Genomic DNA, 23,253 nt, shown 5'->3' on the forward strand with positions numbered 1-23,253 from the left:
GTTTCTTCTGCGATCGATGGCGGCGCGGATCATCTGTTTGCCGCGCGGAATTGCCAAGGCGGGATGAGGCGAACCGGCGTGTGGACTGCGGGAAAATTTGACGTGCGGCATGCGTGAGGGCGAGCCTCTGCCGCACATGGCAAAAAATATCCGCCGCGCGCAGCGTGATAACCGACACTGCGCGCAAGCGGTTTTTTACACTTACGGCTTCACCGTGGCGTCGCTTGCCGGAGCAGGCGCGGCCTTGCCGCTTCTACCCTTGCCCTTGCCATGATGACCATGCCCTTCCATGCCGCCCGGCTGATGGAAGGTCACATCAGCCAGCTTCTTCTGTTCCGGCGAGAAGCTGTTGTACAGCGGATCGAACGCATCGACGAGCTTCTTCATGCCGTCCGCATGCGCTTGCGCGATCGTCGCGTATTGCTTCATGTCGTCGAGCGCCGTCACGTTGGTGGCGGCCCGGCGTTGCTGGAATAGTTGGCCCATCGTCTGGCCGTTGCCGCGCATCACGTCGGCGAATGCGTTCCACTGCGATTCCTGCGCCGAGGTGATCTTCAGTTGCGAATGCAGGTAGGCGATGCGGTCTTCGACGTTGCGCTCATGGCCGGTCTTGCCTGCGGGTGCGGAAGCGGCGCTCACCGGTGCCGACGCCGGCGCGGAAGTTTGTGCGAACGCGCCGCTCATGGCGACTGCGGTGGCCAGCATTACCAGTGCTTTTTTCATCGAAACTCCTGATGTCTATTCGAATTGGGACAAGGCTTGCGAGCGAGCGGCCCGTGGTGCGTCAGTCATGCGCGAGTCATGACGATGCACGGCGGCCGGCTGCCCACTTTGCCGTCGCCGCTATTAGTATCACGATATCCCTACAATGCGGCTCTTATGCGACAAACGCTTACAACCGAAACGAACAGGAAATAGCGGGTGGACAAATTCGTCAGCATGGAAATCTTCGTCGCCGTGGTGGAGGCGGGCAGCCTGACGGCGGCGGCCGAGCGCTTCGACATTTCGTCGGCGATGGTGGGCAAGCATATCCGTTCGCTCGAAACGCGGCTCGCCACGCGGCTGTTGACGCGCACCACGCGCCGGCAAAGTCTGACGGAGATCGGCCGGCAGTATTACGAGCAATGCCGGCGCATTCTGGCCGACGTGAGAGAGGCCGAGTCGCTCGCCGAGGCGATGGCCGCCGCGCCGCGTGGCGTGCTCAAGGTGACGGTGCCGCTCACCTACGGCGTGGAAGTCTTCTCCCCGGCGATGACCGAGTTCCTCACCGCATGGCCCGACATCACGCTCGAACTCGATCTGTCGAACCGTATCATCGACCTGGTGGAAGAGGGCTTCGACGCGTCGGTGCGCATTGGCCACTTGCCGGATTCGAGTTTCGTGGCGCGGCCGTTGAAGCCTTACCGGATGCGCGCGTGCGCGTCGCCCGCGTATCTGGCGCGCGCCGGCACGCCGCGCACGCCGGAGGATCTGGTGCATCACGAGTGCCTGGGGTTCCTGCATTGGGGCCGCGAAGGTTTGTGGCGCCTCGGCGGCGACAACGCGGGCGAATGCCAGCTGCGTGCCGGGCGGTTTCGCGCGAACAACGGCCAGGCGCTCAAGGTAGCCGCGTTGCATGGCTTCGGGCTGGTGTTGCAGCCGGAGGCGCTGCTGGCGAGAGAGATTGCCAGCGGCGAACTGGTGTCGGTGCTGGAAGATTATTTGCCCGATGGCGCGCCGGTCCATCTGCTGTATCCGCGCGATCGCCGCGCCACGCCCAAGCTCACCAGCTTTATCGATTTCGTGGTCGAACGGTTCGGTGTATGAGCCTGGCGGCGCGAGCGATGCCGTGATGCGCGCAACGCCTGCCATTTCGTGACTTCTCATGCTTTTTCACCCGGCGTGTTGTTGGCAATCCACCAGCCGACTCCCCCATTTGCCGATAAAGACGCGCGATAATCCGCCTCACCTGAGCCATTTCCTTTCCCCTCGATGAGACCTCCGCGCCTCGACCAACTCGACGACCTCGACCGCAACCTCGTTGCGCTGCTGCAAGCGAACGCTCGCGAAAGCGTCGCCAACCTCGCTCGCCAGCTCGGCGTGGCGCGCACCACGGTGATCGCGCGCATCGCGCGGCTCGAACGCAGCAACGTGATCGCCGGATACAGCGTGCGCCTTGGCCAGGACGTGCTCGACTCGAGCATCGTGGCTTATGTCGGCATCATCATCGCGCCGAAGCATGGGCCTGCTGTGCAGAAACGCCTCGGCAAGATGCCCGAGGTGCAGTTGCTGTGCGCGGTGAGCGGCGAGTTCGATTACGTTGCGTGGCTGCGTGCCGATTCGCCTGATCGCCTGAACGATCTGCTCGATCAGATCGGCGAACTGGAAGGCGTGGAGCGGACCACGACTTCGATCATTCTGGCGCGCAAGATCGATCGCGGCATGGTGTGAGCGCCGCCTGACGTTTACCCCATTTTTATACTTTTTCGACATATTGACTGACTGGTTCGTCATAACGTCGAACCTCATGGTCATACCGCAGCATTTTGCGCGTATGAACTGTTTTTGCTTCTCCCTAAACTGTTGCTGAAGGGTACAGCCCGCCGGGCGCCGCGCCACGAGCGCAGCGCACTTCCCAAAGCTGGAGACAGCACACAATAATCAGGAGAAGCGCATGAAAGTAGCCATCGTTGGCGCAGGTTTGATCGGTCACACCATCGCCCACATGTTGCGCGAGACCGGCGACTACGACGTCGTCGCATTCGACCGCGACCAGCACGCGCTCGACAAACTCGCCGCCCAGGGCATTCCGACCCACCGCGTGGATTCCGCCGATGCCGCCGCGCTGCGGGCGGCAGTGCAAGGCTTCGACGCGCTCATCAACGCGCTGCCGTATTACCTCGCGGTGAACGTCGCCTCGGCGGCCAAGGGCGCGGGCGTGCATTACTTCGATCTGACGGAAGACGTGCGCGCCACGCACGCGATCCGCGCGATCGCCGACGACGCCGATCACGCATTCATGCCGCAGTGCGGTCTCGCGCCGGGCTTCATCGGCATCGCCGCGCACGAACTGGCGAACCGCTTCACGGAGATCCGCGATGTCAAGATGCGCGTGGGCGCGCTGCCGGAATTCCCGACCAACGCGCTGAAGTACAACCTGACGTGGAGCGTCGACGGTCTGATCAACGAGTACTGCCAGCCGTGCGAAGCGATTCGCGACAGCCGCACGCAGTGGGTGCAGCCGCTCGAAGGCCTCGAACATTTCTCGCTCGACGGCACCGAATACGAAGCCTTCAACACTTCAGGCGGTCTCGGCACGCTGTGCGAAACATTGGCGGGCCGGGTCGAGTCGCTCGACTACAAGTCGGTGCGCTATCCGGGCCACCGCAACCTGATGCAGTTCCTGCTCGAAGACCTGCGTCTTGCCAGCGACCGCGACACGCTCAAGACCATCATGCGCCGTTCGGTGCCCTCCACGGCGCAAGACGTGGTGCTGGTGTTCATCACGGTGAGCGGCATGCGCGACGGTCAACTGGTGCAGGAAGTCTTCACTCGCAAGATCTTCGCGAAGACGGTGTGCGGCGTGCCGATGAGCGCGATCCAGATCACCACGGCCGGCGCGATGTGCGCGGTGCTCGATCTGTTCCGCGAACAGAAGCTGCCGCAGAAGGGTTTCGTGCGCCAGGAGCAGGTGTCGCTGCGCGACTTCCTTGCGAACCGCTTCGGCCAGTTGTACGAAGGGCAGGCGCTGGAGACGATGGCGACGGTCTGAAGGATCGGCACCGAAGGCCGTGCATTAACGTGGCAACGCGCATGAAATGTTGCCGCGAGCAGCCAGGAAGGCTTCGCAGAGAGCCGAGGAAACGCCCCGATAATCTCGGGGCGTTTTCGTTTTTATCGATGCCGACGCTGCGCTACACAGGCACCGGCGGCATGAGCGTCGCCGCCGGCGGCTCGCCGACGATGCGCGCGAGCAGGGCTTCATAATCCGCCGAGGTGGGCGCGGTATTGTCGAACATCAACAGGTCGTCGCGGATATCGCCGCTGGGCTCGAAACGGCGCTGCCGATATTCGTCCCAGTGCGCAAGCTTGTACGCGTCGTTCGGATTGGCGCGCGCCAGGATCCGCTGACGCGCCGTCTCTTCCGGCGTAAAGACCCACACGACGCGCAGCGTCACGTCCGCACTGACTCCGAGCCACGCACGATCGAACAGACGCCGCTCGCGTACTTCGCGCGAGAGCGGCCCGACCACGAGCGCGCTGATGCCGAGTTCGAGATTGTCGCGGGCGGTATCGAGCAGGCCGCGATATTCGGGGTCGCGCAGATGCTGCAGGAACAGCGGGCTGTCGCGGTCGTTCGAGTCGCCGGTCAGCATGGCCATGGCGGCCGCGCTGTAGCCGCCGTAGAGCGTGTCTTTATCGAGCAGGCAGAAGGGCGTCGCGCTCGCTTTCATCAGCGGGCCGTGCAGTTTCTTCGCGAGCGTGGTCTTGCCGGTGCCCGCGTGACCGCAGATGAAAACCAGATGAGTCACGACGGCGCGTCCTCGGGTGTGGCGGGTACGGCGCCGGCGCGTTGCGGGTCACGCGTGAACTTGTCGCCAGCCTCCAGCCACATCACGTTGATGATGCCGAAGCCCAACGCCACGCCGATGCCGAGAATCCAGGTGAAATACCACATTGCAGTCTCCTTGGTCGTATGTCGGACGAGGCCGGACCTGAAGCGTTGCGCATTGCCGTCAGAGCGATGGCGAGATGCCGACGGTGTGAAGGTATGAGCCGGAAGCGAGGGTAAATCCGCAACGCGGACCTTGCACGCGGCGGCCCACGGAACCGTCCTTTGCAGCGATCATGAAGAAGAACTCGGCGCCGTGCAAGAGGCCGCAGGGTCGGCCGTTCGGCCAGGCTGGCAGAACGGGCGCGCGTTGCTATGATGCATGGCAAGGGTCGGGCAGCAGCAAAGGGTAGCGGTGGGCAGCAGCAATCAGGACGGCCAGGCATCGTTCCGCATCCCGATCAGAAAGAAGACACCCACGAGCAGGACCAAAACCAACAACACGGGAGACCAGCATGCCGACGCGTCCGGACCACCACGGCCAAGCCGCCCTGGCCGCATTGGCGAAGCTGGGCGCGCTTGCCGCGCTAAGTCTTGCCGTGCTCGCCGGCTGCGCCTCGACGCCCGCCGAGCCGGTTCCGTTCAAGCCGGTGCCGGCCGCGCGCATCGTCCAGCCCGGCTACACGGAGCCGGGCGCGGGGCTGGTCGCGGTGGACGTGCGCCGTGAGCGTTCCCGCGACGTGATCGTCCGGTTTCGCGACGCGCTGGTCTATATCGACGGCGAGCAGGTCACTGATCTGATGAACGGCGAGCACGTGGTCTTTTATCTCAGCCCGGGCGTGCATCGTATCGGCGTGTCGACGCAGTTCGATCCGGTCGTCGAAATGCGCTTCACGGTCACGACCGATACACGCTACACGAACCGCGCGTCGGTCACGTTCGGCGACGATCACCGCATCGCGCTGCGCCGGGTCGCGCAATAGAAGCGATAGAAGCGATAAACGCAATAAAAATGCTCCGCCTCCCGGGCGTCGCGCAGCCTCGGCCGCGAGGCTTAACAATTCGATACATGGCCTTCACGCATAGCCCTTAACATGGCGGCTAACGCAAATTCGTTCATGCAGCGCCGCCGCCAGGCTTACGTATCGTAAGCGTTTGGCCGGTCTGTTCCGTTTTCAAGGTAATCCAACATGCTGATCAATTGCGCCGCCTATCAGGACGGCCGGAAGCTGGCAGACATCGACATCGATAGCATCAGCGACTACGTGGCGCGGCCCGAGTGTTTCGTCTGGGTGGCGCTGAAGGACCCGGGCCCGGGCGAGCTGGCCGTGATGAAACACGAGTTCGGCCTGCACGAACTCGCGATCGAAGATGCGCAGAACGGCCATCAGCGTCCCAAGATCGAGGAGTACGGCGAGTCGCTGTTCGCCGTGATGCACACGGTGGAAATGGACGAAGAGGGCGAACTGCTGATCGGCGAAGTCGACGTGTTCGTCGGCGCCAATTATGTGCTGTCGGTGCGGCGCGGCACCCGTGCCGGCTTTCAGAACGTGCGCGCCCGCTGCGAGCGCGAGCCGCAACTGCTCAAGGAAGGTTCGGCGTTCGTGCTGTATGCGCTCGCCGACGACATCGTCGATCGCTATTTCCCGATCGTCGAGGCCATGAACACCGAGATCGAAGCGCTCGAAGACCGCATTTTCGATCGCAACAATTCGGCGGCGTCGCGCGCGATCATCCAGGATCTGTATTCCCTGAAGCGGCGCCTCGTGATCCTGCAGCACCATATCGCGCCGTTGCAGGAAGCCATCAGCAAACTGACGGGCGGCCGCATTCCGAGCATCTGCGAAGGCATGCAGGCGTACTTCCGCGATGTCTACGATCATCTCGACCGGATCGTGAGGATCATCGACGGGCGGCGCGAAATGGTCGTCACCGCCGTGCAGGTCAACCTCGGCATGATTTCGCTGGCCGAGAGCGAGGTGACCAAGCGGCTCGGTTCGTTCGCGGCGCTGTTCGCGGTGCCGACCATGATCGCCGGCATCTACGGGATGAATTTCCAGAGCATCCCCGAGCTGCACTACCAGTACGGCTATCCGATCTGTCTGCTGGTCATGCTGAGCGTCGACCTCGTGCTGTACTGGCGCTTCCGCAAGGCCGGCTGGCTCTAATGCGGGCAGGTCGGCGCGGGGCGAAGTTTCTCGGTGCCGCTTCGCGCTTGCATCGCGCGCAATAAAAGTCCAGCATAGGCGGCCCGCCGGCCTGCGATCTTGCAACCGGCGGTCAATTCGCCACGCACGGACCAAGCGAGGAATCTTGCCAGACGCCACCTGCCGGCGCGCCAAACCAGCGCGCCGCTCCGATTCGACGAGGCGCACATCTGCGCTGCGCGGCGCCACGTGCCGATGCACTGCAACACCGCGCATCGTTGACAATCAGAATAGACTGCGCTGAGAATGGGCCTCGCAAACGTTTGCGCACTAATTAAAAATAAGGCTCCGTCGCGAGCCTGACAGACCCTTGGAGATATGCATGAGCCAACGCATTCGCCGCCGCATCCTGACGGCCGCCGTCCTCGCTACCGCTTCCGCCGCCTTGCCGTTTTCCTCCGCTTACGCGCAGAGCGCGCCCGCTCATAAGCCGAAGGTCGCGCTGGTGATGAAGTCGCTCGCCAACGAGTTCTTCCTCACGATGGAGACCGGCGCGAAGGACTATCAGAAGCACAATCCGTCGCAATTCGACCTGATCACCAACGGCATCAAGGACGAGACCGATACGGCGAACCAGATCCGCATCGTCGAGCAGATGATCGTGTCGAAGGTCGACGCGATCGTGCTGGCGCCGGCTGACTCGAAGGCACTGGTGCCGGTCGTCAAGAAAGCGGTGGACGCGGGCATCATCGTCGTGAACATCGACAACCGGCTCGACCCGGAAGTGCTCAAGTCGAAAGACCTGAACGTGCCGTTCGTCGGCCCGGATAACCGCAAGGGCGCGCAGAAGGTCGGCGACTACCTGGCGAAGAAGCTGAAGGCGGGCGACGAGGTCGGCATCATCGAAGGCGTGTCGACCACCACCAACGCGCAGCAGCGCACCGCGGGCTTCAAGGACGCGATGCAGACGGTCGGCGCCAAAGTCGTCTCGGTGCAATCGGGTGAATGGGAAATCGACAAGGGCAACGCGGTGGCGTCGGCCATGCTCAACGAATACCCGAATCTGAAGGCGCTCCTCGCCGGCAACGACAACATGGCGATCGGCGCGGTCTCGGCCGTGCGCGCGGCGGGCAAGCAAGGCAAGGTGCTGGTGGTCGGCTACGACAACATCAACGCGATCAAGCCGATGCTCAAGGACGGCCGCGTGCTCGCCACCGCGGATCAGTACGCCGCCAAGCAGGCCGTGTTCGGCATCGATACCGCGCTGAAGGCGCTCAGCGGACACAAGAAGCAGGCCGAACTCTCCGGCGTGGTGGAAACGCCGTGCGATCTGGTCACGAAGTAAGCATCGCCCGGTCAATGCCGGGGTAAGTCGGGCACGCGGATTTGCGGCGCCGTTTCATGCTTCATGCTTGGCCTGCGCTCGCAAACCCGCGTCTATTCAACAAACGCTCAAGAAACCTGCCGCGCCGCCGTTAATTCCAGAGGTAAGCGTCATGACGGTGCCGCGCGACGGGAGGCTGCGTGGCTGTTAGCGCCTGCGCATTCCGCGCATTGGGCCGGCATGACACGGGGCGCGAGGGGCGCAACTTCATTCGAGCGCATCGCATGAGGTCGCGGCTGCCGCCCCGGAACCAGGATTGCGATGGATTCAACCGATCACGACGCCGTGCCTGCCGTCCTGTCTGTCAGCGGCATCGGCAAGACCTACGCCGAACCGGTGCTCGCCGACATTTCGCTGTCGTTGCGCGCCGGCGAGGTATTGGCGCTGACGGGCGAGAACGGCGCGGGCAAGAGTACGCTGTCCAAAATCATCGGCGGGCTGGTGGATCCGACCGCCGGCACGATGCAGCTGGGCGGCGTACCCTATGCGCCGGCGAGCCGCACCCTGGCCGAGGCGCTCGGTGTGCGCATGGTGATGCAGGAGCTGAATCTGCTGCCGACCTTGTCGGTGGCCGAAAATCTGTTCCTGAACCGCTTGCCGCGGGCCGGCGCGTTCAGCTTCGGCTGGATCGACCGGCGCAAGCTGCGCGAGGACGCGCGTCACGCGATGGCGCAGGTCGGGCTCGACGCGATCGATCCGGACACGCTGGTCGGCGAGCTCGGCATCGGCCATCAGCAGATGGTGGAGATCGCGCGCAATCTGATCGACGACTGCCGCGTGCTGATCCTCGACGAGCCGACCGCGATGCTGACCGCGCGCGAAGTCGATCTGCTGTTCGAACAGATCGACCGGTTGAAGGCGCGCGGCGTGGCGCTCGTCTACATCTCGCACCGGCTCGAAGAGCTCGCGCGGGTGGCCGAGCAGATCGCCGTGCTGCGCGACGGGCGGCTGGTGCATGTCGACGCGATGGCCAACCTGACCAGCGACGAAATCGTCACATGGATGGTCGGCCGGGAACTCGGCGAGCGGATCGATCTGGGCGTGCGCAACATCGGCGCGCCGCTGTTGAAAGTGGACCGGCTCACGCGCGGCAAGGTGGTCCGCGAGGTGTCGTTCGAAGTGCGCGCGGGGGAAATTTTCGGCATCAGCGGGCTGATCGGCGCGGGCCGCACGGAGTTGATGCGGCTGATCTACGGCGCGGATCCGAAGGATAGCGGTACCGTTTCGCTGGCGGCAACGCCTGGCGCGCCGCCCACGCCGGTGCACATCGCCTCGCCCGCGGACGCGGTGCGCGCGGGCATCGCGCTCATCACCGAGGACCGTAAAGGCGAAGGCTTGCTGCTGCCGCAGCCGATCGCGGCCAACGTGTCGCTTGGCAATATCGGCAGCGTCGCGCGGCACGGCATCGTCGATGCGAAGCGGGAGAACGCGCTGGCGCAGACGCAAATCGCGGCGATGCGGATCCGCACGTCGGGGCCGGGGCAGATTGTCGGCGAACTGTCGGGCGGCAACCAGCAGAAGGTGGTGATCGGCCGCTGGCTGGCGCGCGATTGCCGTGTGCTGTTATTCGACGAACCCACGCGCGGCATCGACGTCGGCGCGAAGTTCGATATTTATGGCCTGATGGGTGCGCTGGCCCGTGAAGGGCGCGCGCTCGTCGTGGTGTCGAGCGACCTGCGTGAGCTCATGCTGATCTGCGACCGGATCGGCGTGATGTCCGCGGGCAGCATGACGGGTGTGTTCGAGCGCGATAACTGGTCGCAGGATGCGTTGCTGGCCGCGGCTTTCGCCGGCTATCGCAGCCGCGAAGCGTTGCTGCACGCCGCCCCCGACACCAGCGAAGCAGGGAGTGCGTCATGAACGATCAACCGTTGCGGGAAGCGTCGGGCGACAAGCCGGGAACAGGCAGCGGCACCGTCACGCCGCCGGCCGATCCGTCGGCGCCGCTCGCGAGCGGCAAACCGGCCGGCACGCGGCTGGGCTTTTCGAATTACCTCGGGCTCGCCGGCGCGTTGCTGGGGATGATCGTGCTGTTCTCGCTGCTGAGTTCGCACTTTCTGACCTACGACACGTTCAGCACGATCGCCAACCAGATTCCGGATCTGGTGGTGATGTCGGTGGGGATGACCTTCGTGCTGATCATCGCCGGGATCGATCTGTCGGTGGGGTCGGTGCTGGCGCTGGGCGCGTCGGTGGTGAGCGTGGCCGCGCTGAAGTGGGGCTGGGGCGCATTGCCGTCGGCAGTGCTCGGCGTTGCCGCGGCGGCGCTGACCGGCACCGTCACCGGCGCGGTGACGGTGGGCTGGCGGATTCCGTCGTTCATCGTCTCGCTCGGCGTGCTGGAAGCGGCGCGCGGCATGGCGTATCAGATGACGAATTCGCGCACCGCCTATATCGGCGACGCATTCGATTTTCTGTCTAACCCGATCGCGCTCGGCATCTCGCCGGCGTTCCTGATCGCGGTAGCGGTGATGGTCATCGCGCAACTGGTGCTCACGCGTACGGTGTTCGGCCGCTATCTGGTCGGCATCGGCACCAACGAGGAAGCGGTGCGGCTCGCGGGCGTCAATCCGCGGCCGTACAAGGTGATCGTGTTCGCGCTGATGGGCGCGCTCTCGGGGCTGGCCGCGCTGTTCCAGATTTCGCGTCTGGAAGCGGCCGATCCGAACGCGGGCCAGGGCGTGGAACTGCAGGTGATCGCGGCCGTGGTGATCGGCGGCACGAGCCTGATGGGGGGGCGCGGCTCGGTGATCAGCACTTTTTTCGGCGTGTTGATCATTTCCGTGCTGGCGGCCGGCCTCGCGCAGATCGGCGCGAACGAGCCGACCAAGCGCATGATCACCGGCGCGGTGATCGTGGTGGCGGTGGTGCTGGATACGTATCGCAGCCGCCGCAAGCGGGCCTGACCGGTGATGGTCGCCGTCAGTCAGCCGGCAGAGTAACGCAAGCGGGGCGGTCACGGCGTCATGAGCGGTAAAGCGTAAGAATTCATGGATTGGGTCGGTCTTCGATGAGACGTCCGGTGGGTCGCCAGGTGGCGCGGCCGGCGGGTAAAACAGGCGGGAGAGCAACAGGTTATGGCGACGATCAAGGATGTAGCGGCTGCGGCAGGCGTGTCGTTCACGACGGTATCGCACGTGGTGAACAACTCGCGGCCGGTGTCGGCGGACGTGCGCGCGAAGGTCGAGCACGCGATCCGTCAGCTCCACTATGTTCCGTCGGCGGTGGCCCGCTCGCTGAAGGCGCGAGCCACGGCGACCATCGGGCTGGTCGTGCCGAACGCCACGAACCCGTATTTCGCGGAACTGGCGCGCGGCATCGAGGACGGTTGTTCGCGCAACGGCTATTGCGTGTTCTTCTGCAATTCCGACGACGATCCGGCCAAGCAGCGTAACTACCTGCGCGTGCTGCAGGAAAAGCGCATCGACGGCCTGATCGTCGCGTCCGCCGGCGACGACGCCGTGCTCGCGCAGACGCTCGCCGACTCGCACGAGCCGCTGGTCATTCTGGATCGCAACATCGAAGGGCTGAACGCGGATCTGGTGCAGATCGACCACGAGAAGGGCGGCTATCTGGCAACCCGGCATCTGCTCGAACTGGGGCATGTAAGGATCGGCTGCATCACTGGGCCCGTTCAGACGGCGGTCAGCGCGATGCGCGTGCACGGCTTTATCCGCGCGATGACGGAGCGCGGCATTGAGATTCCGCCCGACGCGATCGTGGAGAGCGATTTTTCGGGCACCGGCGGCCACCGCGCGGCCGCGCAACTGTTCGACACGATCAGGCCAACGGCGATTTTTGCCGGCAACGACATGATGGGCATCGGCGCGTTGCGCGCCGCCGCGGAACGCAATATCAGCGTGCCGCGCGACTGCTCGATCATCGGTTTCGACGATATCGAACTGGGGCGTTTCACCTATCCGGCGCTCTCGACCGTCGGGCAATCCGTGCGCGCGCTCGGTGATATGGCCGCGCAGACACTGATCGAGCGGATCGCCGGGACCTCGTCGGGCACGCCACGCGCGCCGGGCCGCCGGCGCGTGGTGTCGCCGCGGCTGATCGTGCGCGAATCCACCGCCACCTGGGCCGGCGCGGCCAAACGCGATCTGGCCGCCTGACTGGATACGATGCGCGGATTTCAAACGCGCATTTGCGGCTAGCGGGCTGGTTGCTCGCACGAAGCGATTCATTGGGCGCAACACGCCGCCTTCGATTTTTACCGGCTAGCGGGCCGCTGAACACTTCGGCGCCCCCGCAGGCGCTGTTCAATGCGGCGCTGGAATGGCGCGCATGGTCTCGGCGCTGAACCGTATTTCGGCGCTTGCCCTTGCCGCACCCGGAAAGCGAGCGCCCGGATTCAACCTTGCGGCGCCCGCTATCGGCGCGCCGAATCCAGACCTGCGACAAAATGCCGTCGGCACACTGCCAACCGTCGCAATAGCACGGCGTCGCTCACGGCCGACCCTCGGCCAAAGCCGCGCCCGTTCTGCCTCAACGGCCGCGTATCCCCACTCTGTCAGCGTCTTGTAATTTATTCTGTTGCTTACCGCGTCTTTCCTCCTACCATATAAATTCTTCAAGTGAGCGGTCGCCCTGCCGTAAACAAAACTATTAGAGCGCGCCGTCAAAAACGCGCCACGATGCAGACGCCACACGCCAAACCGCGCTGCGGACGCAGCCTCTCATTTTGTCAAGCACAGGAACAAGCATGTTGAACAAGGGCATTTCGATCAAGGCGCGGATTGGCCTCACGATGGCTTTTCTCGCCGCGCTGCTCGTCGCCACCGGCGTATTCGGTCTGTTCGGCATGAGCCGTTCGAATGACGCCTATAAGGACACGTTCACGAACGCCATGCCGGGCGCGGTCGATATCGGCAACGCCGAGCTTTTCGCCGCGCGCGAGCGGCTCGCGCTCGATCGCGCGGCGTTCATGATCGGCACGCCGGAAGTGGCGGCGACGCTCGAGCGCGCGCGCGGCATGCGCGCCACGTCCGACACGTGGTGGAAGAAGTACATGGACCTGCCGCGCGAGCCGGAGGAGGACCGCCTCGCGCAAGACGTCGTCTCCAAACGCGAGGCGCTGCATCAGCAGATGGACGCCTTCGCGACGATCGTCGCCGCGAGCGACTCGCCCAAACTGGTCGACGGCGCCAAGCGTCTGCAAGTCGCCTACAACGACCTCGCCAATACCGACGACGTGCTGCGCAAATACCAGTTCACGTCGGCGAGAGAGGGCTACGATTCCGCGCAAAGCAGCTTCGGCGTGTTCCGCATGGTCAGCATGAGCGCCTTGCTGATCGGCGTGCTGGCGGCGGTGATCTCGTACCTGACGCTAAGCCGCGCGATCGCCCGGCCGCTCGATGCCGCCCTCGGCCATTTCGACGCGATTGCGGCGGGCGATCTGCGCCGCCCCGTCGTCGTGACTTCGCGCGACGAAATGGGGCAGTTGCTCGAGGGCATCGCCAAAATGCAGCGCAGTCTCACCGAAACGGTGCGTACGGTGCGCAGCGGCAGTGAATCGATTGCGACGGCCACGCGCCAGATCGCGGCCGGCAATATCGACCTGTCCTCGCGTACCGAAGAGCAGGCGTCGGCGCTGCAGGAAACCGCGTCGAGCATGGAAGAGCTGACCGGCACGGTCAAGCAGAATGCCGACAACGCCCGCCAGGCGAGTTCGCTGGCGGCCAATGCGTCGGAGATCGCCAACAAGGGTAGTGCGGTGGTCGGCCAGGTGGTCGGCACGATGGGCGACATCAATCAAAGCTCGGCCAAGATCGCCGACATTATTTCGATCATCGAAGGGATTGCGTTTCAGACCAACATCCTCGCCCTGAACGCGGCCGTGGAAGCGGCGCGGGCCGGCGAGGAAGGGCGCGGCTTCGCGGTCGTGGCCGGTGAAGTGCGCAGCCTCGCGCAGCGTTCGTCGGCGGCGGCGAAGGAAATCAAGGAACTGATCGACACCTCGGTGGAGCGCGTGCAGTCGGGCTCGGCGCTGGTCGACGAAGCCGGCCGCACCATGACTGAGATCATCGGCGCGGTGCAGCGCGTGACCGACATCATGGGCGAAATCGCCGCGGCATCGGAGGAGCAGAGCAGCGGCATCGATCAGGTGGCGCGCGCCGTCACGCAGATGGACGAAGTCACGCAGCAGAACGCCGCACTGGTCGAAGAAGCGGCGGCCGCGGCGTCGTCGCTCGAAGATCAGGCCGGCAAACTGCGTACCGCGGTGGCCGTGTTCCAACTCGAAGAAAGCGGTTACAAGGCGCCCGTGAGTACGCCGCCCAAGCGCGCGTCGACGCCGCTGCGTTCGGTCGTCGCGCGCAAGGTCTCGCACACTCGCGTTGCGCAGCCCGCACCGCACGCGGCGCACGCCGCGGTTGCGACGAACGCACCGGCCGTGGCGGCACAGGCCGCCGCCGCGACGACACGCACGCCTGCTAAAGCGACCGCCAGTGTGGGCGGCGATCAGGATTGGGAAACGTTCTGAGCGCAAGGCGGTTGCAACATTCATTCCCGGCGTCGCAGCCAATCCCATTAGATGGGTAGGCGCTGGGAAAGAACACGCCGCCTCGCTTGAAAAGACCGCGATTGCACAGGCATTCGCGGTCTTTTTTTATGGCGTGCGCATTAAGTAACGTTTGCGGCCTCAGTCGGCACCCTGGCGAGCGCCATGATCCGGTACATTGACGGACGCACCGAAGCAACTGTGCCCGATGAACGCTGCCCGGCATGGTGTGCGGCAAGCGCCGGTGGCCCTTTGGCCCGCCGCGTGCCTGCGCCGCTTTCGACAGCCGCAATGCATGGCCTGACGCATAGCCCAACGCATGGCCCGACGCATGGCCACGCCCCACCAGCACGCCCCAACCAACCGCTCAATGCGCCAGCCACAAAGGACCGACATGACGCCATACGACCTCGCGAACCGCCTCGTCGAAGCACGCCGGCAGCATCGCCCGATCGATGCGCCCGCACCCGACAGCCTGCCGCCCGACGCGGCAACCGCCTACGCGATCCAGCAGGCGGTCATCGCAGGTCTCGGCGACTCGACCGGCGCCTGGAAGATCGGCGCCAAAGCGCCGGGCGCCGCGGCCGCGGGCGCGCCGATTCCGGCCTCGCTGGTGCTTCGATCGCCGGCGCGTGTCGCGCATGCCGGCTTCTTCAGGGTGCTGGTCGAGCTGGAAATCGCCTTCCGTTTCGCCGAGGCGATCGAACCGCGCGGCCGGGCCTATGCGCGCGACGAGGTGCTCTCGAAGGTCGGCGTCGTCTTGCCGGCCATCGAGATCGTCGATAGCCGCTTCACCGAGTGGCCGAATGTCGCGCCGCTCGCGCAACTCGCCGACGCCCAGAACAACGGTGCGTTGATCACCGGGCACCCGGTCGCTTATGCCGGGCTCGCGCGCGCCTTCGACTTCGTGTCACCGGAACTGGAACTGAGCTTCGACGGCGCTTCGCTGCTGCCGGAAGCCACCGGCAATCCGGCCGGCGACCCGCGCGAACTGCTGGTGTGGTTCGTCAACCATTGCGCCGCCATGGGCATTACGATCGAGCCCGAGTGGACTATCACCACCGGTTCGTACGTCGGCGCACACAGGCTTGACCAACCGGGCATCGTGCGCGGGCACATCGACGGCATTGGGGAAGTGGAGATTGAACTGACCTGAAAAAAACCGTGCTTGTAACGACGCGCTTGTGACGACCGCTTGTAACAACACATTACGAAGCTTCATCAAAACGGCTGCCTGAGGGTGGCCGTTTTACATTCCGTGCATCTGTGCCTGCGGCTTCACCGTATACACCTATTAAAGCGAGACATGGCGAGGTCGTCATCCAGTTATACACGCGGCTAACCATGCTCGCGGCGCGGTTAATGCGCACACGTGCCGCACGGTGATTCATGACACGCCATGAAAATGACGCGGAACAAAACCGTTCATGAGTTGACGAACCGCATGAAGCTGCACGGACTTTGCTTAAGCGTGAGACGGCATGAGACACGCACATGAAGCGCACATGAACATGTAACAGACCCGTGTCGCTGTAGACCGAACGTGCTCGTCGCGCGTTGAGGAAAAAGCAGCCGGACACAGAAAGCGTGTAGACGTCCGCGCTTTTAGCAACAAAGTGTGCGTGTGCAGACATGCCGTCCGATATTGCAGTGGGATCGTTCGATGAACGTAACGGCTGGTGCAAGAGAGTGTTACGGAGTAATGCGGGACACTTCGATGAGCATCGAGCAGCATTGCAGCAGAGTGCTGACGAGGCTGCGGGGCAAGTAGAAGGGCAGCAACGTGTAACCGCAATTGCTGCGGTATGAGCGCAAGATTGTAGGTGGTCGAAACTTTGTTTCCAAGTGAGGAATGTTGGGAGGCGAATACGGCGCGATTTTCGCAACGTAGTTCGTGAAAAAAAATTTAAAAGGGTTTAGGATGAATTCGAGCGATGTCGTTTCCGAATAGCGCGCCGCGCACGACATCGGTCTAGACTTCGGCGAGGAGGTAGCATGGATATCTACAGCAGTTTCGCGACCCGCTTCGAGAAAACGCGAGAAGATGAGCTCTCGCTCGAGGAGTATCTCGCGCTCTGCAAAGACAATCCCGCCGCGTACGCCACGGCTGGCGAACGCATGTTAACGGCGATCGGGGAGCCGGAACAGATCGACACTCGTAACGATCCGCGCATGTCGCGCATCTTCGCGAACAAGGTCATCAAGGTATACCCCGCATTCCGTGAGTTCTACGGAATGGAGGAGGTGATCGAGCAGGTGGTCGCCTACTTCCGCCACTCGGCCCAGGGGCTCGAAGAAAAGAAGCAGATCCTGTATCTGTTGGGCCCGGTCGGTGGCGGTAAATCATCTATCGCGGAACGTCTCAAGCAGCTCATGGAACGCGTGCCGTTCTATTCGATCAAGGGCTCGCCCGTGAACGAGTCGCCTCTCGGTCTGTTCGACTACGAGGAAGATGGCCCGATTCTCGAAGAACAATATGGCATTCCACGCCGCTACCTGAAAAGCATTCTTAGCCCGTGGGCGGTCAAGCGCCTGCACGAATTCAATGGCGACATCCGCAAGTTCCGCGTGGTGCGCCGCTACCCGTCGATCCTTCGCCAGATCGGTATCGCTAAAACCGAGCCGGGCGACGAGAACAATCAGGACATTTCGTCGCTGGTCGGTAAGGTCGACATCCGCAAGCTCGAACAGTACGCACAAGACGACGCGGACGCCTACAGCTACTCCGGTGGCTTGTGTCTCGCCAATCAGGGCCTGCTCGAGTTCGTCGAAATGTTCAAGGCGCCGATCAAGGTGCTGCACCCGCTGCTTACCGCCACCCAGGAAGGCAACTTCAAGGGCACGGAAGGCTTCGGTGCGATCCCGTTCGACGGCGTGATTCTGGCTCACTCGAACGAGTCCGAATGGAAGGCGTTCCGCAACAACCGCAACAACGAAGCACTGCTCGACCGGATCTTCGTGGTGAAGGTGCCTTACTGCCTGCGCTACGGTGAAGAGGTCAAGATCTACGAGAAGCTGCTGCGTAATTCGTCGCTGGCGAATGCGGTCTGCGCGCCGGGCACGCTGAAGATGATGGCGCAGATGTCGGTGCTCACGCGCTTGCAGGAGCCGGAGAATTCGAGTCTGTTCTCGAAGATGCAGGTGTACGACGGCGAGAATCTCAAGGACACCGATCCGAAAGCCAAGTCTTATCAGGAGTACCGCGATTTCGCGGGCGTGGATGAAGGGATGACCGGCGTGTCGACCCGCTTCGCGTTCAAGATCATGTCGCGTGTATTCAACTTCGACTCGACCGAGGTCGCGGCCAATCCGGTGCACCTGATGTACGTGCTCGAACAGCAGATCGAACGCGAGCAGTTCCCACCGGAAACCGAGCAGAAGTATCTGTCGTTCATCAAAGACGTGCTCGCTTCGCGCTACGCCGAATTCATCGGCAAGGAGATTCAGACTGCGTATCTGGAGTCGTATTCCGAGTACGGTCAGAACATCTTCGATCGCTATGTGACGTACGCTGACTTCTGGATTCAGGATCAGGAGTTCCGCGACCACGACACCGGCGAGAGTTTCGACCGCGCGGCGCTGAACGCCGAACTGGAGAAGATCGAAAAGCCGGCGGGCATCAGCAACCCGAAGGACTTCCGCAACGAGATCGTGAACTTCGTGCTGCGCGCGCGTGCTGCCAATGGCGGGAAGAATCCGGCATGGGTCAGCTACGAGAAGCTGCGCGTCGTGATCGAAAAGAAAATGTTCTCGAACACGGAGGAATTGCTGCCGGTGATTTCGTTCAACGCCAAGGGCTCGGCGGAGGAACAACGCAAGCACGAAGACTTCGTCAATCGCATGGTGACGAAGGGCTATACGCCGAAGCAGGTGCGCTTGCTGTGTGACTGGTATCTGCGCGTGCGCAAGTCGTCATGATGCGTATTGCGTGCCGCCCGCGCGGTCCGACCGCGCGGGCACCCTGCGAGGCGCAAGCTGCATGGACATAGCGTTGCCTTGGGCGGCTACGTCTCGCAAACGCGATATTACAGCGGGAGACCGGGCGTGCTTCATCAAATTATCGACCGCAGGTTAGCAGGCAAGAACAAAAGCATTGCGAATCGCGAACGTTTTTTGCGTCGCGTTAAGAACTATATTCGTCGCGCCGTTTCGGAAGCCGTGCGCGACCGCAGCATTAAGGACATTCAGAACACCCAGAGCATCACCATCCCGCGCAAGGACATTGCCGAACCGTCGTTCCGGCATGGCCCCGGCGGCAAGCGGGAAATGGTGCATCCGGGCAATTCCGATTACATCCGCGGCGACAAGATCCAGCGCCCGCAAGGGGGCGGCGGCGGAGGCGGGGGCAATCAGGCCAGCAATGAAGGCGAGGGTCAGGATGACTTCGTGTTCGAACTGAGCCGCGAAGAATTCATGCAGTATTTCTTCGACGATCTCGAACTGCCGCGTCTCGTCAAAACCCATCTGCTTGCCGTGCCGACGTGGAAAAGCATCCGCGCGGGCTGGGCTGCCGAAGGCACGCCGAACAACATCGACGTGGTCCGTTCGCTGCGCAGCGCGCTCGGCCGCCGCATCGCGCTCGGTGCGCCGCTCGTCAACCAGCTGCACGAGATGGAACGGCAACTGGAGGTCATGAAAGCCGATCCCGACGATCGTCGCGAAGAAATCAAACTGCTCGAAGAGGAGATTCACCATTTGCGCGGCCGCATCTGGCGGATTCCGTTTATCGATCCGTTCGATCTGCGCTACGTGAACCGTGTGAAGCAGCCCACGCCTTCCAGCCAGGCCGTGATGTTCTGTCTGATGGATGTGTCCGGTTCCATGGACGAGCAGCGCAAGGACCTCGCCAAGCGTTTCTTCATCCTGCTGTATCTGTTCCTCAAGCGTAACTACGAGAAGATCGAAGTGGTGTTCATTCGTCACCACACGCGCGCCGAAGAGGTCGACGAAGACACGTTCTTCCATTCGACCGAAAGCGGCGGCACGGTGGTGTCGAGCGCACTGGAGCTGATGCAAAAGGTGATGGACGAGCGTTATTCGCCGACTGAATGGAATATTTACGGCGCTCAGGCGTCGGACGGCGACAACTGGACCGACGACTCGCCGAAGTGCCGCAAGATACTCTCGGATGACATCCTGGAGAAGGTGCGCTATTTTGCGTATATTCAGGTGACGCCGGAAGAACAGAATCTGTGGCTGGAGTATGCGCAACTGGCCTTGAGCCAGCCGCACATGGCGATGAAGAAAGTCGAGACCGCGGCCGACATTTATCCGGTGTTTCGCGAGTTGTTCGAAAAGCAGGCGGCGAATTCATGACGAACGAGCACCTGCACAACGAAGCGCGCGGCGAGCCGGAGAACGGCGCGCCGGAGCGCGGGAAAGGCGTGCCGCAGCAGCAACAGTCGGGGCATGCCGAGGCAAGGGCGGACGATACCGGAACCGCCGCAGCCGGAGCAGTCCACACCGCTGCAGCACGGGGACACACCGGAACGCCCACTCAGGGGCAAAGGGAAGTCCGTATGAACGTAGCCGATAGACGGCCTCTGCCGTGCCCGTCCGACTGGACCTTCGAATTGATCGAAGAGTACGACTCGCATATTGCCCGTGTTGCAGAGCAATATGAACTCGACGTGTATCCGATCCAGCTCGAACTCATCAGCGCCGAACAGATGATGGATGCGTACGCGTCCGTCGGCATGCCGGTGAACTACCGTCACTGGTCGTTCGGCAAACACTTTCTCTCCACCGAAAAAAGCTACCGTCGCGGGCAGATGGGGCTCGCGTACGAGATTGTCATCAATTCGAACCCCTGCATCGCGTATCTGATGGAAGAGAACACGATGACGATGCAGGCGCTCGTCATCGCCCACGCGGCCTATGGCCACAACTCGTTCTTCAAGGGCAACTATCTGTTCAGGCTGTGGACGGATGCGCACGCGATCATCGACTACCTCGTGTACGCGAAGAATTACATCGCGGAGTGCGAGGAGCGTTTCGGGCTCGACCGGGTCGAGGAACTGCTCGATTCCTGCCACGCGTTGATGAACTATGGCGTGGACCGTTACAAGCGGCCGCAGAAGCTGTCGCTGCAAAAGGAGTTTGCGGCACGCCGTGAACGCGAGGCCTATCTGCAGTCGCAGGTGAACGAACTGTGGCGCACCTTGCCGACCCGGCATACGCCGTTGCCGGAGGAAGTCGAGGAGCGCTATCCGCCGGAGCCGCAGGAAAACCTGCTGTATTTCGCGGAGAAAAACGCGCCGCTGCTGGAGCCGTGGGAGCGGGAGGTGATCCGCATCGTGCGCAAGGTCGGCCAGTATTTCTATCCGCAACGGCAGACCCAGGTGATGAACGAAGGCTGGGCGACCTTCTGGCACTACACCCTGCTCAACACCATGTACAACCAGGGCAAGCTGGAAGACGGCTTCATGATGGAGTTTCTCCATTCGCACAGCAACGTGGTCTATCAGCCGCCGGTCACGAAGCCGTACTACAGCGGCATCAATCCGTACGCGCTCGGTTTTTCGATGATGAGCGACATTCGCCGCATCTGCGAAACGCCCACGGAAGAAGATCGCAAGTGGTTCCCGGAACTGGCGGGCAGTCCGTGGCTTGCGGCCATGCACTACGCGATGCGCAACTTCAAGGACGAGAGTTTCGTCGCGCAGTATCTGTCGCCGCATCTGATCCGCGAAATGCGCCTCTTCTCGGTGCTCGACGACGACATGCGCGACGCGCTCGAAGTCTCGGCGATTCACGACGACAGCGGCTATCAGTACGTGCGTCAGGCGTTGTCGCGACAGTACGACATGCATCACCGCGAGCCGAATATTCAGGTGTGGGCGGTGAATACGCGTGGCGACCGGAGTTTGACGTTGCGGCACTTCATGAGCGACAACCGGCATCTCTCCGGCGATAGCGACGAAGTGCTCAAGCACATGGCGCGGCTGTGGCAGTTCGACGTGTATCTGGAAAGCGTCGATGAGAATGGCACGGTCCGCAAGCGCTACGAGTGCCGCTATGTGCCGCCGGCAGTGAGAGTGTGACCGGCGGATTGCAGCATGACGCGCCAGATACGGTGCGATAGACGAAAGCCAGCTCCTATTCGAGCTGGCTTTTTCTTATGTGCGATGCGGCAGATTCAGACACGAGCGCGGCTGCGCGACAACTTAGCTCCTTAACTGCCCGAACAAAGCTCCAACTCTTCCTTGCGATTCTGTAAAATTAGCCCGGACGGGATAAACGCTCCCGTGCACGCGATCTGAAGGCGTGCGCCACCACGGTGACCGCCGTTTAATTACAAGGATAGAGACAAGCATGACCGACCTAACCGACCAAACCGTGGCCTCGGCTCACGACACCCGGCGCCGAATCTTCGCGATCGTTGGCGCTTCATCGGGCAATCTCGTCGAGTGGTTCGACTTTTACGTGTATTCGTTCTGCGCGCTGTACTTCGCGCCGGCGTTCTTCCCGAGCGGTAACACCACCACGCAGTTGCTCAACACGGCGGGCGTGTTCGCCGCCGGCTTCCTGATGCGTCCGATCGGCGGCTGGTTCTTCGGCCGCCTCGCCGACAAGCACGGCCGCCGCACCGCGATGATGGTGTCGGTGTTCATGATGTGCGGCGGTTCGCTCGTGATCGCCGTGCTGCCCACCTACGCGCAGATCGGCGCGCTGGCGCCGGCGCTGCTGCTGGTCGCGCGGCTGTTCCAGGGCTTGTCGGTGGGCGGTGAGTACGGCACCAGCGCGACCTACATGAGTGAGGTCGCGCTCAAGGGCCGGCGCGGTTTCTTCGCGTCGTTCCAGTACGTCACGCTGATCGGCGGGCAGTTGTGCGCGCTGCTGGTGCTGGTGGTGCTGCAACAAACGCTCTCCAACGATGAGCTGAAAGCATGGGGCTGGCGCGTGCCGTTCGCGATCGGCGCGGTCGCCGCATTGGTCGCGCTGTATCTGCGTAAATCGCTCGACGAAACCACCACCGCCGAGACCCGTCAGCGCAAGGAAGCCGGCACGCTGCGCGGCCTGTGGCTGCACAAAGGCGCGTTCATGACGGTGCTCGGTTTCACGGCCGGCGGCTCGCTGATTTTCTACACGTTCACCACCTACATGCAAAAGTACCTGGTCAACACGGCCGGCATGCACGCCAAGACGGCCAGCAACGTGATGACCGCGGCGCTCTTCGTCTACATGGTGATGCAGCCGGCGTTCGGCGCATTGTCGGACCGCATCGGCCGCCGTCGTTCCATGCTGTTCTTCGGCTTCTTCGCGACCATTGGCACCGTGCCGCTGCTGCACGCGCTTAAAGACGTGACGAGCCCGTATGCGGCCTTCGGTCTGGTCGTGGTGGCGCTGGCGATCGTCAGTTTCTATACGTCGATCAGCGGCCTGATCAAAGCGGAAATGTTCCCGCCGGAAGTGCGTGCGCTCGGCGTGGGACTTTCGTACGCGGTGGCGAATGCGATCTTCGGCGGCTCGGCGGAGTACGTCGCGCTGTGGCTGAAGTCGGTCGGCAACGAGTCGATTTTTTACTGGTACGTGACCGCGCTGTGCGCGATTGCCGGCATCGTTTCGCTGCGGATGCGCGATCCGTCGAAAGAAGGGTATCTGCGTCTGGAGCCTTGAGGCTCTGAATCGAGGCCCGCTCGCTCGTGAAGTACGTTCGGGCGATGCGTGAGAACGGCGGTCCGGG

At 62.9% G+C, this 23,253-nt stretch carries 18 protein-coding genes; 15 read left to right on the plus strand and 3 right to left on the minus strand.

Annotated features, from left to right (window positions below; translation table 11 throughout):
• Positions 1–201: 201 nt before the first annotated feature.
• Positions 202–723, minus strand: coding sequence for a Spy/CpxP family protein refolding chaperone (locus ACFSNN_RS22830; protein WP_134455853.1), 522 nt, complete (start codon positions 721–723; stop codon positions 202–204).
• Positions 724–921: 198 nt separating this feature from the next.
• Between ACFSNN_RS22830 and ACFSNN_RS22835 the strand changes: the two genes are divergently transcribed.
• From ACFSNN_RS22835 to ACFSNN_RS22845, 3 genes are all read left to right on the plus strand, one after another.
• A complete protein-coding gene (locus ACFSNN_RS22835) occupies positions 922–1,806 on the plus strand; it encodes a LysR family transcriptional regulator (protein ID WP_134455854.1) in 885 nt (294 codons plus the stop codon).
• A 165-nt stretch (positions 1,807–1,971) separates the two neighbouring features.
• A complete protein-coding gene (locus ACFSNN_RS22840; RefSeq protein WP_012433266.1) occupies positions 1,972–2,430 on the plus strand; it encodes an Lrp/AsnC family transcriptional regulator in 459 nt (152 codons plus the stop codon).
• Between the two features lie 223 nt (positions 2,431–2,653).
• Positions 2,654–3,751 (plus strand): saccharopine dehydrogenase family protein, encoded by a 1,098-nt coding sequence (locus ACFSNN_RS22845; RefSeq protein ID WP_134455855.1) that lies wholly within the window; start codon positions 2,654–2,656, stop codon positions 3,749–3,751.
• Between the two features lie 142 nt (positions 3,752–3,893).
• Here the strand turns inward: ACFSNN_RS22845 and ACFSNN_RS22850 are convergent, their stop codons facing one another.
• Positions 3,894–4,511, minus strand: a complete 618-nt coding sequence (locus tag ACFSNN_RS22850; RefSeq protein ID WP_134455856.1) for a P-loop nucleotide/nucleoside kinase family protein — start codon at positions 4,509–4,511, stop codon at positions 3,894–3,896.
• Positions 4,508–4,657: a cytochrome bd-I oxidase subunit CydX gene (gene cydX / locus ACFSNN_RS22855; RefSeq protein WP_106313749.1), complete on the minus strand. Its 150-nt coding sequence runs from the start codon at positions 4,655–4,657 to the stop codon at positions 4,508–4,510. The genes ACFSNN_RS22850 and cydX overlap by 4 nt, the downstream gene beginning before the upstream one ends.
• A gap of 389 nt (positions 4,658–5,046) precedes the next feature.
• On the opposite strand from cydX, the gene ACFSNN_RS22860 reads away from it, so the two are divergent.
• The 12 genes from ACFSNN_RS22860 (at position 5,047) to ACFSNN_RS22915 (ending at position 23,186) form a co-directional block, all read left to right on the plus strand.
• Positions 5,047–5,514 (plus strand): hypothetical protein, encoded by a 468-nt coding sequence (locus ACFSNN_RS22860; RefSeq protein WP_134455857.1) that lies wholly within the window; start codon positions 5,047–5,049, stop codon positions 5,512–5,514.
• A 207-nt stretch (positions 5,515–5,721) separates the two neighbouring features.
• The gene (corA, locus tag ACFSNN_RS22865; protein ID WP_134455858.1) at positions 5,722–6,699 is read left to right on the plus strand and encodes a magnesium/cobalt transporter CorA; all 978 of its coding nucleotides are present in this window, start codon (positions 5,722–5,724) and stop codon (positions 6,697–6,699) included.
• A gap of 361 nt (positions 6,700–7,060) precedes the next feature.
• A complete protein-coding gene (locus ACFSNN_RS22870) occupies positions 7,061–8,023 on the plus strand; it encodes a sugar ABC transporter substrate-binding protein (protein ID WP_134455859.1) in 963 nt (320 codons plus the stop codon).
• A 300-nt stretch (positions 8,024–8,323) separates the two neighbouring features.
• Positions 8,324–9,922, plus strand: coding sequence for a sugar ABC transporter ATP-binding protein (locus tag ACFSNN_RS22875; protein WP_134455860.1), 1,599 nt, complete (start codon positions 8,324–8,326; stop codon positions 9,920–9,922).
• On the plus strand, positions 9,919–10,968 hold the full coding sequence (locus ACFSNN_RS22880; RefSeq protein WP_134455861.1) for an ABC transporter permease: 1,050 nt from the start codon (positions 9,919–9,921) through the stop codon (positions 10,966–10,968). Before ACFSNN_RS22875 ends, ACFSNN_RS22880 begins: the two co-directional genes overlap by 4 nt.
• Before the next feature lie 171 nt (positions 10,969–11,139).
• The gene (locus ACFSNN_RS22885; RefSeq protein ID WP_134455862.1) at positions 11,140–12,180 is read left to right on the plus strand and encodes a LacI family DNA-binding transcriptional regulator; all 1,041 of its coding nucleotides are present in this window, start codon (positions 11,140–11,142) and stop codon (positions 12,178–12,180) included.
• Between the two features lie 590 nt (positions 12,181–12,770).
• Complete coding sequence (locus ACFSNN_RS22890) at positions 12,771–14,549, plus strand: methyl-accepting chemotaxis protein (protein WP_134455863.1); 1,779 nt, start codon at positions 12,771–12,773, stop codon at positions 14,547–14,549.
• 412 nt (positions 14,550–14,961) lie between these two features.
• The gene (locus ACFSNN_RS22895) at positions 14,962–15,723 is read left to right on the plus strand and encodes a hydratase (protein ID WP_134455864.1); all 762 of its coding nucleotides are present in this window, start codon (positions 14,962–14,964) and stop codon (positions 15,721–15,723) included.
• An 839-nt stretch (positions 15,724–16,562) separates the two neighbouring features.
• On the plus strand, positions 16,563–18,485 hold the full coding sequence (locus ACFSNN_RS22900; protein WP_132374241.1) for a PrkA family serine protein kinase: 1,923 nt from the start codon (positions 16,563–16,565) through the stop codon (positions 18,483–18,485).
• A 126-nt stretch (positions 18,486–18,611) separates the two neighbouring features.
• Complete coding sequence (locus ACFSNN_RS22905) at positions 18,612–19,883, plus strand: YeaH/YhbH family protein (protein WP_012433253.1); 1,272 nt, start codon at positions 18,612–18,614, stop codon at positions 19,881–19,883.
• Positions 19,880–21,610 (plus strand): SpoVR family protein, encoded by a 1,731-nt coding sequence (locus ACFSNN_RS22910; protein WP_134455866.1) that lies wholly within the window; start codon positions 19,880–19,882, stop codon positions 21,608–21,610. Before ACFSNN_RS22905 ends, ACFSNN_RS22910 begins: the two co-directional genes overlap by 4 nt.
• Positions 21,611–21,881: 271 nt before the next feature.
• On the plus strand, positions 21,882–23,186 hold the full coding sequence (locus ACFSNN_RS22915; protein WP_012433251.1) for an MFS family transporter: 1,305 nt from the start codon (positions 21,882–21,884) through the stop codon (positions 23,184–23,186).
• The last annotated feature ends 67 nt before the right edge of the window (positions 23,187–23,253 follow it).

It is taken from the genome of Paraburkholderia dipogonis (assembly GCF_042680985.1).
GTDB classification, from domain to species: Bacteria; Pseudomonadota; Gammaproteobacteria; order Burkholderiales; family Burkholderiaceae; genus Paraburkholderia; species Paraburkholderia phytofirmans.